This window comes from Rothia nasimurium, assembly GCF_042660305.1.
Lineage (GTDB): Bacteria > Actinomycetota > Actinomycetes > Actinomycetales > Micrococcaceae > Rothia > Rothia nasimurium.
The window spans coordinates 30,684-47,420 of record NZ_JBHSTW010000016.1 but is presented as its reverse complement, the minus strand read 5'-3'; the positions used below and the strand labels follow the sequence as shown (position 1 = coordinate 47,420).

The window sequence follows — 16,737 nt, the reverse complement described above, 5'->3', positions numbered from 1 at the left end:
GGGCTCACTTTTCGGTCTCGGAGGGGCGGGCAGGGGTGGAATCGGGGAAGTTCAGGAGGTCAAACCGCAGGCGGGTACCGGGTGGGGCCTGAGCCAGTAAGCGCAGGTCAGCCGGGTGGACCGTCGCAATCACGGGGTAGCCGCCGGTCACCGGGTGATCAGCTAAGAAGACCACAGGCTCCCCGCTCGGCGGCACCTGAATCGCCCCGGCCACCATGCCCTCGCTGGGCAGCTCCCGGGTTACAGCCCGAGTCAGGACGCCGGTGGGCTGGGGGGCTACGGACCCGTCGGTGGGGGTGCTCGGGACGTCCTGCCCCAGCGGGGCTTCCTGTGCAGCGTCAGCCAAGATCAGCCTGACCCCGATACGGTCACTGGACTGGGAGACTTCCCAAGTCACCTCGGTGAAGCGGCCCAGAGACTCGGAGGTAAACCAGTCCTCACGCGGCCCGGGCAGCGCTCGCACTGTCAATACAGTGCCCGGCTCCGGTAGGGGCAGGGCTGGCGCGGGATCAGCCACCACCGATACGGGCGGGTTGGCGAGGGAGAGCTGTTCGCCCGCGGTGAGAGGTTTGGGGCCTAGACTAGCCAGGGTATCGCGGGAGGCGCTCGCCGCCTCGGTTCTAGCGGCAAACCCTCCACGTACTGCCAGATAGGTGCGTAAGCCCCGGGCCGGTGCGCCCAGGGTGAGGGTCTGCCCGGGCTTCAGGGCAAAGGGGGCGTAGGAAGGAACAGTCAGGGGAGTCTTTGCCGCCGGGACTGAACCTTCTGCGGGATCTGTGACCTGCCCAGGGGTGTCCTCGGTAATCTGCGCCGGGGTATCTGCTCCAGTCAGGGCTAGCTCCACATCGGCCAGAGCGGTCAGCTTCAGCCCGCCCGCCAGGTTTTCGAGAACTGTCGCGCTCGCAGAATTACCGACCAGACGGTTAGCTTCTGCTGCCGCAGCCCGGTCCGCAGGCCCAGAGGGAGAGACACCCCAGTGGGTTAGTCCGGCTCGACCCCCGTCTTGGAAGAGAGTCTGCAGCCCCGGCGCCTTCACCTCAAGCACAGGCTGGGCAGGCACCTGCCCGGCCTCAGCGGGGTGGGCGGGGGCGTCCTTGTGCTCGAGAGAGATAAGCTCCCGCACCGCCTCGAACTGCACCTGCATACCGGGCTCGAGCAGGGCTGGCGGGTTCTGGGTGAGGTCCCAGAGGGGCGCATTGGTGTGACCGATTAGCTGCCAGCCGCCGGGGGAAGTGCGGGGGTAGATGCCCGAGAAGTCCCCGGCCAGACCCACCGCCCCGGCAGGCACCGAGGTGCGCGGGGTGGCTCGTCGCGGAACATCCAGCACGTTATCGTGCCGGTGCAGGTAGAAGAAGCCGGGGGCAAAACCCGCAAAGGCTACCGACCAGTGGCCGGTGGTGTGGGCGTAGATAACCGCCTGCTCGCTGATGCCCAGGTGGGTTGCGACGTCCGCGAGGTCCTGGCCGTCGTAGACCACCGGAATGGTCACGGTGCGCCCGTGGGTGCGCACATCGCCGGACGCCTGCGGCAGGTTGGGTGCGGCAAGAAAGGCTGCGGCGTGCTCGGCGCTAGCAAAGCGGACGAGCAAGGTCTGGGCCGCAGGGACCAGCTCAACCTGACCCTGGGCCGGGTGTTGCTGGAGGTGCCCGTGCAGGTGCAGAGCGTTTTCGAGGGTGCGGCAGTCCACCATCACTGCCAGCAGACCGAAGGGCTTGACCGTGTAGATATCGGCTGTGTGCCCGCCGGTGGTGATCCTGCCGGGTGTCTGCGCGGTGGCCATAGCGCCCCTCTCTGCTAGCTTCGTGGGTGGGGGAGGGGTGGCAGGCTGTGCGTTATTGCGCTGGGGTCTGGGTCGTGCCACCACTCCTAAGATTGTTCAACAATTCTGGCAGATGTGGCGCCGCCCACGCAAGCTGCGTTGTCGCCCGCCTTCCTAGGCGAAGGCGCGGACGTCCGCCCCGGCGTCCTCAAGGGCCGCCCGCACCTGCTGGGCGATGGCGACAGCCCCGGGGGTATCGCCGTGAACGCAGATGCTATCGGCATGCAAAGGAACAACCGACCCATCAACAGCCACCACTTCGCGCTCCACCGCCATGCGCACCACACGCTCGGCCACAGCCTGCGGGTCGTGGATGACCGCCCTGGCCTCACGGCGAGACACCAGGGTGCCTTCGGGGGTGTAGCCACGGTCGGCAAAGGCTTCGTAGAAAACCGGAACACCCAGCGCCTGCGCCTCACGGGCAACAGCTGAGTTCGGCAGACAGAGAATCGGCAGGTCACCGAGTTCGTGCAGGGCCTGCGCCACTGCCGCAGCCTGCACATCGTGGTGAACAATAGCGTTATAGAGCCCGCCGTGGGGCTTGCAGTAGCGCACTTCAGCGCCCTCAACCCGGGCTACCGCCTCAAGCGCGCCCACCTGGTAGATCACCGCATCGGTGAGTTCGGTGGCGGTCATATCCATGAAGCGGCGGCCAAAACCAGCCAGGTCGGGGTAAGAAACGTGGGCCCCGATCGTCACGCCGTTCTCCCGCGCCGCCCGCACGGTGGTGCGCGCAACTGACGGGTCGCCGGCATGAAAACCGCAGGCGATATTGGCTGAAGAGACGGTCTGCATCATCGCAGCGTCATCTCCCATGGTCCAGGAGCCAAAAGACTCCCCGGAATCAGAATTCACATCAATACGTAGGGTGCTCATGGCACTAGCCTACCGCCGCAGCTGCCTGCCGGGTGCCCTGGGGGTGTGCTGCCGGGGCGCGGACGTCCGCCCCGGCTTAGCCTGCGCGTGTTCCCTGGGCGGGGCAAGAGGGCTAGAATTGCTGAGGTCTCTCGTCATATCCCCGGCGTCCGCCCTACTACCCTAAGGAACCCTATGGCTCGCCCCGACTACGGTATTGGCCCGCTGGCCCACGCCCTGGCTACCGACTTTGGCTACGATTTTGAGTACGACGCCCCGGCTGAGGTCGATGGTCTCTGGCTAGAGACCGCCGAACTTGAGAAGACCTATATCGACCTGACCGGCCGCGTCTTTACCCTGCTGCTGAACATTTTTTATATTGGGGACGAACGCCGCTACGGCTTCGCTCTCTTTGAGCTAGAGGACGCCGCAGAGCCGGATGCGGACGCTGGTGAGCAGCTCGTGCTACAGGAGGACGGCCTAGCCAGCGCGGCTGACTTGAAGGGCCGGGTGGCGGATGTTCTGGCTGATTCTGCCCAGCTCTTAGCTGAGCAGGAAGCCTACGACCTGGGCGAGGCAATTCGCACTGTTGATGCTACCTATACCCAAGAACAGCAGGCGGCCATTCTGGAGGTTTCGCAGGCCCAGAAAGGGAAGTCTTTCTTCGCATAGCAACTGCCCGTCAGGGCTGCGCAAAATGTGTGTGTTTTGAGAAAAGGCGAGCCAGAGGTGGCTCGCCTTTCTCGGTTAATTTAGCGGGTGACAGTTTCCCAGTGGCCGGAGGCTGCTGAGCGTTCAGCTGCGTCGAGGACGCGGGCTGAGGCTACGGCGTCCTCAATGCTGGCGTGGTCGCTGTCTTCGCCGAGGAGGGCGCGGACAAACTTTTGGGCTTCGATAATTTTGAGGTCGTCGTAGCCTATGGAGGTTCCGGCACCCGGTTGGAAGTGGGAGAAGTCGCCCATGGTGGGGTCGGCCATGACGCGGGTGTAGCCGGTGTATTCTGCTGAGTTGAGGGCGATCTCGAGTTCGTTCATGCGTTCGAAGTCCCACATGAGGGAGCCTTCGGTGCCGTAGATTTCAAGGGCGTAGCGGGCGCGGGGGCCGGAGGAGGCGCGGGAGGCTTCGAGGGTTCCAACGGCGGGGAGGCCGCTTTCGTCGGGGGTGAAGCGGACGAGCATGGCGGCGTAGTCTTCATTTTCTACGGGGCCCGTTTCTCCGTCTTCAATAATGGCGAAATGGGTGGCTTGGCCCATGGGGAGTACGGGGCGTTCGGTGTAGAAGGTGCTGGTGAGGGCGGTGACTTCTTCGATGGGGGCAACGATGTAGTGCATGAGGTCTACGAGGTGCCCCATGAGGTCGCCGAGGACGCCGCTACCGGCCTTGTCGCGGATAAATCGCCAGGAGAGGGCGCCCTTGGGGTTGGCTGAGTAGTCTGCAAAGAAGATTCCGCGGACGTGGGTGATTCGCCCGAGTTTTCCTTCAGCGATGATTTTTTTTGCGTGTTCTAGGGCGGGGGCGTTGCGGTAGTTGAAGCCGACGGAGGTTAGGACGCCTGCCTCGGCTGCGGCCTGGGCAATGTCAGCGGTTTCGTCGCCGGATCGTCCTGCGGGCTTTTCAATCCAGAAGGGTTTTCCTGCTTTGGCTGCAGCTATGCCCATTTCGCGGTGGAGGAAGTTGGGGGCGCAGATGGAGACGACGTCTACGTCTGGGTTGGCGAGGACCTCGTGGTAGTCGGTGGTTCCGCTTTCGTAGCCGAGGACTTCTTGGGCGTATTGGACGCGTTCTTCGCTGGTGTCTGCTGCTTGGACTAGGCGGGGGGTGATGCCGAGTTCGGGGTAGACGCTGGGTAGTTCGCGGTAGGCCTTGGTGTGGACTTTGCCCATCCAGCCGACGCTGATGAGACCAATGCCGAGGGTTTTTTGTCAGTCATGGGGGTGTGCTTTCTTGGTGGGCGGGGGAGACGTGCGCCGTCCGGCGGTGGAGACCTACGTCATTCTTAATTCTTAATTTAAGTCCCCAATTACTTATTTTGTCAATATGTAAGTACAAACCTTGACATGGGGGTGTGCTGTGTAGCACTCTAGAGGGTAAGAACCTCCAACTCCCACGTTTCACACCAAGGACGGGCAGCACATGACACACTACGAACTACTGACTATGGGGCGTATCAGCGTTGATGTTTACCCCAATGACATCGGCGTTGGCCTCGAAGACGTCACCAGCTTCGGTAAATACCTGGGTGGCTCACCGGCCAATGTCGCCGTAGCCGCAGCTAAGTACGGACATAAGACCTCTGTAATCACCCGCGTCGGCAATGATCCTTTCGGCACATACTTGCGCCGGGAGCTCAACCGCTACGGGGCAGACGACGCAAACGTCACCGTCGATCCGAACCTCCAGACCTGCGTCACCTTCTGCGCGATTAAACCCCCAGAAGATTTCCCCCTCTACTTCTATGGACGTTTCCCCACCGCACCGGATCTTCAGATCACCGCCGACGACATCGACATGGAAGCCGTCAAAAATGCCACCATTTTCTGGACGACCCTGACCGGTATGTGCCAGGAGCCGGCCCGCTCCGCCCAGCTGGCAGCTCATGAGGCTCGTGGGCGCGACAACCTGGCTGAGGGTCAGCACACGATTCTCGACCTGGACTACCGCCCTATGTTCTGGGAGAAGCCCGAAGAGGCAACTGCTGCAGCTCAGGAACTGCTTAAGTACGCCACCATCGCCATTGGTAACCGGGAAGAATGCGCTGTTGCTGTCGGTGACGGCACCCCGGACGAACAGGCTGACCGCCTCCTGGCTGCAGGCGTGAAAATTGCTGTGGTCAAGATGGGTGCTGAGGGCGTGATGGCTAAGACTGCTACTGAACGTGTTGTCTCGGCCCCCACCCCGGTCGAAACCGCCAACGGACTTGGCGCAGGAGACTCCTTCGGCGGGGCCTTCACCCACGGAATTCTCTCAGGCTGGCCCCTGGAAAACGCTCTGACCTTTGCGAACGCAGCTGGCGCTATCGTCGCCTCCCAGATTGCCTGCTCAGAGGCAATGCCCCAGGAACAGGACGTCATGGACTTCCTGAACGACCGTAACCGCGGATTCTAGAAAGGACGGGAACGACCATGACGATTGATCTCACCGCTGATCGGGACCCCCGCCGCTACGAGCATCTCACCAAAATCCGCCTGGAAGACCCCCAAGCAGTAGCCAGGGCTGCTGCAGCCCGACCCCGCCACGAGGGGCCGACCTACGGGCGTCAGAACTTCATTGTGGCAGCAGACCACCCAGCCCGGGGCGCTAACCGCGTAGGTTCAAATCCCATGGCCATGGCAGACCGTCGGGACCTTCTTGACCGCCTCCAGATTGCCCTGGCCAACCCGGCTGTTGACGGCGTCCTGGCTTCCCCCGATATCCTCGACGACCTCCTCCTGCTTGGTGCCCTCGACGGAAAGCTCGTCTTCGGGTCTATGAACCGGGGTGGTCTTTCGGGGCTCGTCAATGAAATGGACGACCGCTTCACCGGCCACACCGCTGACTACCTCAAATCCATCGGGGCTGACGGCGGCAAAATGCTGACCCGAATCCACTACGGGGACCCCAACACGGTTGCAACCCTCGAAGCCACAGCGCAGGCCGTGAACTCCCTCGCTGACCAGGGGCTCTATGCCATGGTTGAGCCCTTCATCTCTGAAACCATTGATGGGGCAATCCGCAATGACCTCACTCCCGACGCCGTCATAAAGTCAGTGGGCATTGCCAGCGCCCTGGGCACCAACAGCGCCTACACCTGGATGAAACTTCCGGTCGTTGACGAGATGGAGCGGGTCATGGCCTCCACCACCCTGCCTACCGTCCTGCTGGGGGGTGACCCCTCCTCGTCCCCCGATGAAGTTTTCGCCACCTGGGAAGCTGCCCTTAAGCTCCCCGGCGTGCAGGGGCTGACCGTAGGACGGACCCTGCTCTACCCCGAGGACGGCGACGTCGCCGGGGCCGTTGCGACCGCAGCTTCCCTGCTCCACCACACCGCTTAAAAGAAGAATCACTCCGGTTAGAAAGAAACCCTCATGGCACATCAGAGAATGTCTGTCGCCCAGGCAGTCGTTACCTTCCTCGGCAACCAGTACACCGTCGATACCATCGGCGACGAAACTTTCCGGACCCGCACCGTTCCGGGTATGTTCGGTATCTTTGGTCACGGCAACGTTGCCGGTATGGGGCAGGCCCTGCGCCAGTACCAGGAAACCGCTCCTGGTCTTATGCCCTACTATCAGGGCCGCAATGAGCAGGCCCAGGTTCACCAGGCTGTTGGCTATGCCCGCCACACCCGTCGTCGTCAGACCTTCGCCGTGACCACCTCCATCGGTCCCGGCTCCTCCAATATGGTTACCGGCGCCGCCCTGGCGACCACTAACCGCCTGCCCGCCTTGCTCTTCCCCTCAGATCAGTTTGCAACCCGCACCCCCGATCCGGTGCTCCAGCAGCTGGAACGCTTTGATGCCGGTGATATCACGGTCAACGATATTTTCCGCCCCGTATCCCGCTACTTCGATCGGGTCCAGCGTCCCGAGCAGGTCTTTTCAGCCCTCTTGAACGGTATGCGGGTGCTGACCGACCCGGTCGATACCGGTGCTGTCACTATTGCCCTGCCCCAGGACGTCCAGGCTGAGGTGCTGGATGTGCCCGAAGAGTTCTTGGCCCCCCGCGAGTGGCGGATCCGCCGTCCGGAACCCGAAGAGGTTGATATCCGGGCTGCTGTTGAGGCTATTCGGGGCGCCCAGAAGCCGGTCATTATCGCCGGTGGCGGTGTCCACTATGCCTTTGCAACAGATGAGCTCAAGAAGTTCGTTGAGGCAACCGGTATCCCCGTGGCTTACACTCAGGCAGCTGTGGGCGTCATGGACTGGGACCACCCCCTCTGCCTGGGCGCTGTCGGTTCCACCGGCTCTACCGCCTCAAACGCCCTGGTCCGTGAGGCAGACCTGATTATCGGTATCGGCACCCGCTACGAGGACTTCACCACGGCCTCCCGCACCGCCTTCCAGAACCCCGACGTAAAGTTCGTCAACATCAACGTGGCTGCCTTCGACGCCTACAAGCAGGGTGCTGCCGTATCTATGGTTGCTGACGCCCGCAAGGCCCTGGTAAAGCTCAATGAAGCGATGAGCGGCTTTAGCGTCTCGGACGCTGTCCGTCAGCAGGTTGCCGACGAGAAGCAGCGGTGGGACGGAATTGTGGACGAGGCTTTCGCCCAGCGATTCCGCCCCCTGATGAGCCAGAACGAAATCATCGGTGCCGTCAACGAAGCGATGGACGACCGGGACGTCGTTGTGTGCGCTGCCGGTTCTCTACCCGGTGACCTCCACAAGATGTGGCGGGTCAAGGACGCCTTCGGCTACCACGTCGAATATGCCTACTCTTGCATGGGTTACGAAATCCCCGGCGGCCTGGGCGTCAAGCGAGCCTCCCTGGATGCCCAGGACGGACGCGACGTCGTCGTCATGGTGGGGGACGGCTCCTACCTGATGATGCACACCGAACTGGTGACCGCAGTTGCAGAGGGAATCAAGCTCATTACCGTCTTGATCCAGAACCACGGCTACGCCTCCATTGGTGCCCTCTCAGAATCCCTGGGCTCCCAGCGCTTCGGCACCAAGTACCGTATGCACGACGCCGAAAACCACACCTTCGACCACGGCGACAAGCTCCCGATCGACCTGGCAACCAACGCTGAGTCCCTCGGTGCCCGTGTAATCCGCGTTGAGCCGGGGGAGAACGTCCGCGAAGACCTGATGGCAGCTATCAAGGAAGCTAAGGCAGCCCCCGAAGGGTCAGGGCCCATCGTCATTCATGTCGAGTCAGATCCCATGATTGATGCCCCCTCATCGGAATCCTGGTGGGACGTTCCGGTCACTGCCGAGAGCGAGTTGGAATCAACCCAGCAGGCCTATCAGGATTACGTCAGCAACAAGGCCAAGCAGCGTCCCCTGCTCGGCTAGGCCACCCTCCACTGCCCCTGCAGAGGGCAAAACTAAGCCTGGGTTCCAGCCCCAGATACCCCGCAAGTCTCCATGAGCGTCAGGCTCACGGGGCTGGAACCCGATCGATGTACATATCAACATCAAGAGAAAGAAAAAGTTCATGTCATACGAGGTCGTACACTTCATCCAGGGCTCCGAGGTTGCCAGCGCGGGCGACGCCCGCCAGGATATCTTCAACCCTGCTACCGGCGAAACCATTGGCACCCTGCACTTGGGTGGTCAGGACGAGCTGCAGGCTGCTGTTGCCGCTGCCAAGACTGCGGGCCAGAGCTGGTCTGAGGTCTCCCTGGCCAAGCGCACTGCCATTCTTTTCCGCTTCCGTGAACTGCTTGTTGAGCGGACTGACGAACTGGCAGAAATCGTTGTTAGGGAGCACGGTAAGGTCTTCTCCGATGCCAAGGGTGAAATTGCCCGTGGCCAGGAAATCGTAGAATACGCCTGCGGTATTACCAACATCATCTCCGGTGCCTACACCCCCCAGGCGGCAACCGGTATTGACGCCTACTCCATGCGGCAGCCCCTGGGCGTCGTTGCAGGTATCACCCCCTTCAACTTCCCCGTCATGATTCAGCTCTGGATGGCTCCTCTGGCTATTGCCTCAGGTAACGCTTTCATCCTCAAGCCTTCAGAGCGCGACCCTTCTGCCGCTAACTTCATTGCCAAGCTGTGGAAGGAGGCAGGTCTGCCTGACGGTGTCTTCAACGTCCTGCACGGTGGCAAGGAGATGGTCGATGGCCTGCTTACCCACCCTGATGTTGACGGTATCTCCTTCGTTGGTTCAACCCCCATCGCCAAGTACGTCTACGAGACCGGAACCGCTCACGGCAAGCGCGTCCAGGCCCTGGGCGGCGCCAAGAACCACGCCCTGATCATGCCCGATGCTGACATGGACGTCGTCGCTGACCACCTCAGCGCCGCCGCCTTCGGTGCTGCCGGTCAGCGTTGCATGGCAATCTCAGTGGCAGTTGCTGTAGGGGACGCTGCAGAAATCTCCATCGCCAAGGTGGCAGAACGCGCCCAGAAGATCAAGGTTTCTAACGGTATGGATCAGGACGCCGACATGGGCCCGCTGATTACCCCCGCTTCCCGCGACCGCGTCCAGCGTATTATCACCGAAGCGGAGCAGGCCGGCGCGGCTGTTGTGGTTGACGGCCGCAACCTCGTCGTTGAAGGCTACGAGGGCGGTAACTTCGTTGGTCCCACCATCCTGGACCAGGTCAAGACTGAAATGGCCGCCTACGGTGAAGAAATTTTTGGCCCCGTACTCGTAGTGGTTCGTGTTGAATCCCTGGAAGAAGGTATCCAGCTGATCAACTCCAACCCCTTCGGTAACGGTACCTGCATCTTCACCTCATCCGGTGCTGCTGCCCGTCGCTTCACCCGCGACATCAAGGTCGGCATGGTTGGCGTGAACGTACCCCTGCCGGTGCCCCTGGCTAACCACTCCTTCGGTGGCTGGAACGACTCCCTCTTTGGCGAGCACCACATCTACGGTGAAGAAGGGGTCCGCTTCTACACCCGCGCTAAGGCCATCACCCAGCGCTGGCCCGAGCCTAAGCAGGCTTCAGGGGCGTCCTTCAATTTTGAGTCCCGCTCTAACTCCTAGGGTAAGGTGACCCCTCTGGGGGCTTTGCTGGAAAGAGTACTCCGGCCAGGATACTGACCTTTGGGTAGGTATCCTGGCCGGAGTTTTTATGACTGAATAGCGGTTCTGGTGAGACCGGGCACACGGCTAAGTAGCAGATTTGATAGAATGTAAGGACAAATCTGTGGGGTTTCTGCCCCGCCCCCTACCCTTTCACCGCAGAAAGAGACTGCACATGACAGAGAGCAAGCTCATCATTGGCACCGCCCCGGACTCCTGGGGAGTCTGGTTCCCTGAAGATGACGCCCAGACCCCCTGGCAACGCTTCCTCGACGAGGTCGTAGAAGCAGGCTATAAGTGGATTGAACTGGGTCCCTACGGCTATCTTCCCGCAGACCCCGAAATCCTAGCCAAGGAACTCAAAGACCGCGACCTGCAGGTCTCTGCAGGAACCGTCTTCACCGCCTTCCACCGCGGCCTCGACCAGTGGGATATCGCCTGGGAACCCGCCCGCAAGGTAGCAGAACTTACCGCAGCCATGGGAGCCCAGCACATCGTCGTCATTCCCGCCCTTTGGCGCGACGACAAGACCGGCAAAGAACTTGAACCCTCCACCCTCACCGACAAGCAGTGGGACGACCTCGCCGCAGGCCACAACCGCCTCGGCGAAACCCTCCAGAAAGAATTCGGCCTCTTCCAACAGTTCCACTCCCACGCCGACTCCCACGTCGAAACCATGGAAGAAATCGAAAAATTCCTCGCCGTAACCGACCCCAAGCTAGTTACCCTCTGCCTCGACACCGGCCACGCCGAATACGGTGGAGCATCCTCCGTCGAACTGATCGAAAAATACCCTGACCGCATTGGTTACCTGCACCTGAAGCAGGTAGACCCCAAGATCGTCGCCCAGGTTAGGGCCGAAGAAATGTCCTTCTCCAAGGCCGTCCGCCTCGGGGCCATGTGCGAACCCCCCTATGGCCTGCCTGACCTCTCCAAGGTTATCGAAGCAGCAGAAGCCCTCGGCCGCCCCCTCTTTGGCATCGTCGAACAAGACATGTACCCTGTTGACTCCTTCGATACCCCCTTGCCCATTGCCAAGCGCACCAAGAACTACCTGCTTGGCTGCGGCTCCCGCACCACCATCGGCTAAACCCCTCAACAACATACTGCCCATGGAACCCCACCCGGGGCGTCCATGGGCAGTATTTTCTTGCCATGACGCACGAACACAGAGGCCCCACAGGAAGATCCTGTGGGGCCTCTGAGGCGTTGAATCTACCAGGTACTACTGGTCTTCATCCACGTTAATCACCTTGATTGCAGAGGTGACCGGAATATGGCCAACTCCCGCGCTCTTATCACTGGAGATATCGTCGCGGACCTGACGGATCTCACCGGTATCCGTGCCAGCTGCCCGGAGCTCATGCACCAGGGCTTCTAGCTCAGCGCCACCAGCCATCAGAGAAGTCAGCTCTTCAACAGTAATATCGCTCTTCTTGTGGTAGCCAATAGAACGGCCCCGCTTCAGGAGCAGGAAGCGGTCACCCACCGGGTAGGCATGGTGGGGGTTGTGGGTGATGAAGATGACGCCCAGGCCCCGGTCACGGGCCTGCAGGATGTACTTCAGCACCACACCAGACTGCTTCACACCGAGAGCTGCCGTGGGCTCGTCCAGAATCAGTACCTTAGCGCCGAAGTGGACGGCGCGGGCGATAGCTACACACTGGCGCTCGCCACCAGACAAGGTACCGATGGGCTGGTTGACATCGCGCAGGTCGATACCCATGTCCAGCAGTTCTTTTTTAGTGGTCTCGCGCATGTACTCAACGTCGAGACGCTTGAAGGGGCCCCAGCCCTTAGTCACTTCAGACCCGAGGAAGAAGTTTCGCCAGACGGGCATGAGGGGGGCTACAGCGAGGTCCTGGTAGACGGTTGCGATACCCCGGTCAAGGGCTTCGCGGGGGGAGTTGAAGCGGACGTCCTCACCGCTGACCTCGTAGGTTCCGTGGTCGTGCTTGTGGAGACCGGCGATAATCTTAATCAGGGTTGATTTACCTGCACCGTTATCGCCCAGGACGCAGGTGACTTCCCCTGCGCCTACTTCGAGGGTGATGTCTCGGAGGGCGATGATGTTGCCGTAGTCCTTGCCGACGGTATCAAGCTTGACCAGCGGTGCTGCGGTAGCGGTTGCGGTATCTTGTGTCATTTCTTGCCACCTCGGGCTGCTCGACGTTGGAGGGTGAAGTTAAGGACGGTTGCAATCAGGAGCATGAGGCCCAGGAAGAATTTGAGCCAGTCCGGGTTCCATTCGGCGTAGACAATGCCTTTGAGGGCCATGCCGTAGATGAGGGCGCCGATTGCGCCTCCGATAGCTGAGCCGTAGCCACCGGTCATGAGACAGCCACCGACAACCGCTGCGATGATGTAGAGGAATTCGTTGCCGATACCTTCACCGGACTGGACGGTGCGGAAGGCGAAGAGCTGGTGCATGCCCAGGAGCCAGGCGCAGAAGCTGACACCCATGTAGAGGGCAATTTTGGTGCGGACGACGGGGACGCCTACAGCGCGGGCCGCGTCGGGGGCTCCACCGGAGGCGAAGATCCAGTTACCTGCCCGGGTGCGCTGGAGAATCCAGGTGGCAACCAGCACGAGGGCGATCCAGTAGAAGACGGTGATCTTGACGCTGACGCCAAAGAGGTTGATGTCTGAGGCGAAAACTGCTTCTGCTGAAGAGAATCCTGCGCCAGAGCCGATGGAGGGAGTAGCGACGCCGCCGGTGAGCATGCGGGTGACACCGAGGTTGATACCGGTCAGCATGAAGAAGGTAGCAAGGGTGACGATGAAGCTAGCTAGCTTTGACTTGGTCAGGAGGTAGCCGTTGAGGGCACCAATTGCTAGGGAGAGTAGCAGGGAGAAGAGGACGCCCAGCCAGACATTTGAGCCGAACCAGTAGACGAAGATCGCTCCTGAGAGGGCGCTGGTGGTGACGGCGACACCTGCTGATAGGTCTACCTCCCCGCCAATCATGAGGAGGGAGACGCCGACTGCCATGATGCCTACGGTGGAGGCACCGTAGAGGACCGTGGCGATGGAGGTCGGCTGGAGGAACTGGCTGGAGGCCATCGCGAAGATGATGAAGAGGGCAACAGCTGCGGTGGAGGCGCCTGCGATGGGTTGGCTAAAGAACCTGACGAAGATGTTGGGGCGAGCGAGGCGCTCGTCAGTTGTGGTCATGGGTGTGCTCCTTAGCGGGTGCCGTTGGCTGCGTATTCAGCAACAGCGTCGGCGTTTTCGGAAGTGATGATCTGGGGACCGGTGAGGACGGACTGGCCACCGCCGAGGACGTTACCGTTGGTCTTGTAGAGCCAGATACCGTCAACGGCTGAGTAGCCCTGCAGGTAAGGCTGCTGGTCAATAATGAAGTCCAAATCGCCGTTCTGGAGGGCTCCGATGGCATCTGCGTTCATGTCAAAGGTGGCGATAGCTGCTTCGGATCCGGCGTCCGCTGCGGAGTCGATAGCGGTCATGGCGATGGGGGCTCCCAGGGTCAGAATCGCATCGATATCTGAGTTGGTCTGGAGTTTAGAGGTGATGGTGGAGGCGACGTTGGTCATGTCGGTGCCCTGGACGTAGAGGACTTCGTACTGGCCGGAGAAGGTCTTACTGACGCCCTCACAGCGGCTTTCAAGACCAATATTGCCCTGTTCTTGAATGACGCAGATAACGTGCTTGGCACCCTGCTCGTTGAGGGCTTCACCGGCGGCTTCACCGGCGACGGATTCGTTCTGGCCAAAGTGGGCCAGGGCGCCAACGGTGGCTGATTCTGCTTCGCCGGAGTTGATGGTGAAGACGGGGATTCCGGCTTCCTTGGCCTTGGCCAGGGCGCCTGCGAGAGCGTCAGGCTTGGAGAGGGTGACGACGATGCCGTCAACGCCCTGGTCTACAGCCTGTTCGACGAGCTGGGCCTGGCGGGAGCCATCGGGGTCGGAGTTGTAGAGCAGTTCGATGTTGTCCTTGGCTGCTGCGGTTTCAGCACCTTTGCGGGCGATGTCCCAGAAGGTGTCTCCGGGGGAGGCATGGGTAATGAAAGCAACCTTCATGGTGGGCGTGCTGACGGTGCTGGTTACTGCTGAGTCAGTTGAGCTTGAATTCTTTAGTTCACCGTTGACGCCGGCGGGACCACCGCAGGCGCTGAGGAAAAGAACAGTTGTTGCTGCGGTTGCGATTGCGGACTTGCGAGCAAGGGAGCTTGAGAAAAATTTCATGTTTTCCTCCCAAAAGGGGTAGTGAGTAGGTTAGTATGACCGTACAAACATTTGTTTCAGATAAAGCTACATCACATTAGTGAGATGGGCAACACTATTTTTGAGGTTATTTTGAGAGTGTCTCACGCAATGTCGATTGTCTCGGCAATGGTGCGGTGGGGCATGAAGGGTCGCAAGCTGGCCGCGTATGGGGAAAAAATTAATTGGTTGTTCCGCTTCCAATGTGAAATAAGTGGGGTTTGGCTGGTTGAAACACTGAAGTTTGGGCTTTTGACCCTCCGGGGTAAACCGGCCTTACTACCGGCATGCTGAAACAAGGAAAACGTAAAAATCCTGTGGTTCCACCACAACGAGAGGAATGAAAATGGCATACAAGATTTCTGCTGCTCCCATCTCTTGGGGAGTTTGTGAGGTTGAAGGCTGGGGTCACCAGATGAATCCCCAGCGAGTTCTAGCCGAGATGAAGGAGCTAGGGTTCGCTGCAACCGAATTTGGTCCGGAAGGCTTCCTGCCCGCCGAGCCGGCAGGTAAGGTTGAGGTTCTTGAAGAATATGGGATGAAAGCAATTGCTGGGTTCGTGCCCGTCGTACTGCACGATGTAGACAATGACCCCCTCCCTGCTATCAAGCGCGAACTGGAGAGCTTCGTCGCTGCTGGTGCAGAAACCCTGGTTTTGGCTGCCGCAACCGGGGTCAATGGCTACGACGCCCCCCGCCCCGTCCTTACTGCAGAGCAATGGCAGACTGTGTACACCAATCTTGAACGAATTGTTGAAGCAGCCTCTGCTGTAGGGATCGCAGTGTCTCTCCATCCCCACGCTGGAACCATGGTAGAGCAAGCTGAAGACCTCGATAAGATTTTGCAGAATACCACTGTCAATATCTGCTTCGATACCGGCCATATGTTTATCGGCGGAATCGACCCCGTACAGTTCGCCGTTGACTACGCAAGCCGGGTGTCCCACGTCCATCTCAAGGACGTCCGCCTAGACCTGGCTCGGAAGGTGCAGGACGGCTCTATCACCTACTACGACGGCGTTGTGCAGGGCATGTACACCCCTTTGGGGGCCGGGGACGTTGATATTGCCCGAATCGTCTCTAGCCTGGTTGCCAGTGGCTACCAGGGTTGGTTCGTCCTAGAACAGGACAACGTCATCACTGAGGAACCGCAAGCTGGTCAAGGGCCTCTCTTGGATGCTAAAGCATCCCTGGAATTTCTGCGTCAGTGCCTCCAGGCCTAGGTTGGTGGGGTAGGGCCGCCTCCTTTGGTAGTCACCCCGCATAAAAATAAGGCTGGCTGGTCTACTCGCATTGCCCGAGTAGGTCAGCCAGCCTTATTTAAGCTAGGGGGTAAAGATGTCTCGGAAGGTCTGGAGGGCCAGGTCTGAAGAAGTCTTCGCGTAGGACTCCAGGGCTATGACCCCCTGATAGTCAACGGACTGGAGGTAAGAGGCAATAGCCTCGTAGCGGATCTCTCCTGTACCTGGTTCGCATCGCCCGGGTACATCTGCAATTTGTATCTCGCCTATCCAGGGCATGCAACGTTCAAGGAGCTGAATCAAGTTACCCTCCCCAATCTGGGCATGGTAGAGATCGAGGTTGAGTCGGATATTCGGGTGGTCTACTGCCTGGACGAGGGCCAAAGTATCCTCAGCCTTAGCCCACGGAGTTCCGGGGTGGTCTACCGCGGTATTGAGATTTTCGAGGATAAAGGTTTTATTGAACTTAGCTGCCTCATCTCCCAGCTGGCGGAGGGTGTCTGCAGCCTTGATCCAGTCGTACCCGGTGACCTCTTCCTGGGCCAGGACGGGAAGCCCCCCTTCTCCCAATCCTGTCCCGTGAAGGTTGAGCCGGGGAAGATCTAAGACCAGAGAGGCTTCTAAGGCCAGTCGGGCTGTTTCGATGAGCTCCTGCCTACCGGCTTCCGTCGTAAAGTTGCCTCTGATGTACCCTGTCATGGATGAAAAGGTCGCGCCTGTAGCGGCGAGCTCCGGCAGGTTTTTAGAGGTGAAATCCCAGATCTCAACCTGGAACCCCTGGTCGTGGATGGTGGAGATACGGTCAAGCAAGGGTAAATCCAGATAGTGCATTTCAGCACAGACAGCCAATTGATAGGGCATGATGTTCCTTTGCGCTTAGGGGTAGATACAAGAAGAGCCCCGTAGGGACGGGGCTC

At 60.2% G+C, this 16,737-nt stretch carries 14 protein-coding genes; 7 read left to right on the top strand and 7 right to left on the bottom strand.

What is annotated here, in order from left to right; all coding sequences use genetic code 11:
* Positions 1–4 precede the first annotated feature (4 nt).
* Positions 5–1,780 (bottom strand): 5-oxoprolinase subunit B/C family protein, encoded by a 1,776-nt coding sequence (locus ACFP6B_RS06765; protein WP_377128494.1) that lies wholly within the window; start codon positions 1,778–1,780, stop codon positions 5–7.
* Positions 1,781–1,933: 153 nt separating this feature from the next.
* Positions 1,934–2,695, bottom strand: a complete 762-nt coding sequence (locus ACFP6B_RS06760; RefSeq protein ID WP_377128491.1) for a LamB/YcsF family protein — start codon at positions 2,693–2,695, stop codon at positions 1,934–1,936.
* A gap of 174 nt (positions 2,696–2,869) precedes the next feature.
* On the opposite strand from ACFP6B_RS06760, the gene ACFP6B_RS06755 reads away from it, so the two are divergent.
* Positions 2,870–3,346, top strand: a complete 477-nt coding sequence (locus ACFP6B_RS06755; protein WP_377128488.1) for a hypothetical protein — start codon at positions 2,870–2,872, stop codon at positions 3,344–3,346.
* A gap of 80 nt (positions 3,347–3,426) precedes the next feature.
* On the opposite strand, the gene ACFP6B_RS06750 is transcribed toward ACFP6B_RS06755, so the two are convergent.
* On the bottom strand, positions 3,427–4,572 hold the full coding sequence (locus ACFP6B_RS06750) for a Gfo/Idh/MocA family protein (protein WP_377128564.1): 1,146 nt from the start codon (positions 4,570–4,572) through the stop codon (positions 3,427–3,429).
* A 235-nt stretch (positions 4,573–4,807) separates the two neighbouring features.
* On the opposite strand from ACFP6B_RS06750, the gene iolC reads away from it, so the two are divergent.
* The 5 genes from iolC (at position 4,808) to ACFP6B_RS06725 (ending at position 11,447) form a co-directional block, all read left to right on the top strand.
* Entirely contained in the window at positions 4,808–5,779 is a 972-nt protein-coding gene (gene iolC, locus ACFP6B_RS06745; RefSeq protein ID WP_237188902.1) for a 5-dehydro-2-deoxygluconokinase, read from the top strand.
* Positions 5,780–5,796: 17 nt separating this feature from the next.
* The gene (locus ACFP6B_RS06740) at positions 5,797–6,705 is read left to right on the top strand and encodes a Cgl0159 family (beta/alpha)8-fold protein (RefSeq protein ID WP_237186361.1); all 909 of its coding nucleotides are present in this window, start codon (positions 5,797–5,799) and stop codon (positions 6,703–6,705) included.
* 48 nt (positions 6,706–6,753) lie between these two features.
* Entirely contained in the window at positions 6,754–8,670 is a 1,917-nt protein-coding gene (iolD, locus tag ACFP6B_RS06735; RefSeq protein ID WP_377128561.1) for a 3D-(3,5/4)-trihydroxycyclohexane-1,2-dione acylhydrolase (decyclizing), read from the top strand.
* A 142-nt stretch (positions 8,671–8,812) separates the two neighbouring features.
* The gene (locus ACFP6B_RS06730) at positions 8,813–10,318 is read left to right on the top strand and encodes a CoA-acylating methylmalonate-semialdehyde dehydrogenase (protein WP_237186360.1); all 1,506 of its coding nucleotides are present in this window, start codon (positions 8,813–8,815) and stop codon (positions 10,316–10,318) included.
* Between the two features lie 214 nt (positions 10,319–10,532).
* The gene (locus ACFP6B_RS06725) at positions 10,533–11,447 is read left to right on the top strand and encodes a sugar phosphate isomerase/epimerase family protein (protein ID WP_377128483.1); all 915 of its coding nucleotides are present in this window, start codon (positions 10,533–10,535) and stop codon (positions 11,445–11,447) included.
* A gap of 135 nt (positions 11,448–11,582) precedes the next feature.
* On the opposite strand, the gene ACFP6B_RS06720 is transcribed toward ACFP6B_RS06725, so the two are convergent.
* Genes ACFP6B_RS06720 through ACFP6B_RS06710 form a run of 3 tightly spaced genes read right to left on the bottom strand, consistent with a single transcriptional unit; the run spans position 11,583 to position 14,562 of the window.
* Positions 11,583–12,503, bottom strand: coding sequence for an ATP-binding cassette domain-containing protein (locus ACFP6B_RS06720; RefSeq protein ID WP_377128480.1), 921 nt, complete (start codon positions 12,501–12,503; stop codon positions 11,583–11,585).
* Positions 12,500–13,531 carry an ABC transporter permease gene (locus ACFP6B_RS06715; RefSeq protein ID WP_377128477.1) on the bottom strand — a complete coding sequence of 344 codons (1,032 nt, stop codon included), beginning with the start codon at positions 13,529–13,531 and terminating at the stop codon, positions 12,500–12,502. Before ACFP6B_RS06715 ends, ACFP6B_RS06720 begins: the two co-directional genes overlap by 4 nt.
* 11 nt (positions 13,532–13,542) lie before the next feature.
* On the bottom strand, positions 13,543–14,562 hold the full coding sequence (locus ACFP6B_RS06710) for a substrate-binding domain-containing protein (RefSeq protein ID WP_377128474.1): 1,020 nt from the start codon (positions 14,560–14,562) through the stop codon (positions 13,543–13,545).
* 364 nt (positions 14,563–14,926) lie between these two features.
* On the opposite strand from ACFP6B_RS06710, the gene ACFP6B_RS06705 reads away from it, so the two are divergent.
* Positions 14,927–15,802, top strand: a complete 876-nt coding sequence (locus ACFP6B_RS06705) for a TIM barrel protein (protein ID WP_377128471.1) — start codon at positions 14,927–14,929, stop codon at positions 15,800–15,802.
* A gap of 102 nt (positions 15,803–15,904) precedes the next feature.
* Here the strand turns inward: ACFP6B_RS06705 and ACFP6B_RS06700 are convergent, their stop codons facing one another.
* Positions 15,905–16,681: a TIM barrel protein gene (locus ACFP6B_RS06700; RefSeq protein WP_377128468.1), complete on the bottom strand. Its 777-nt coding sequence runs from the start codon at positions 16,679–16,681 to the stop codon at positions 15,905–15,907.
* Positions 16,682–16,737 lie beyond the last annotated feature (56 nt).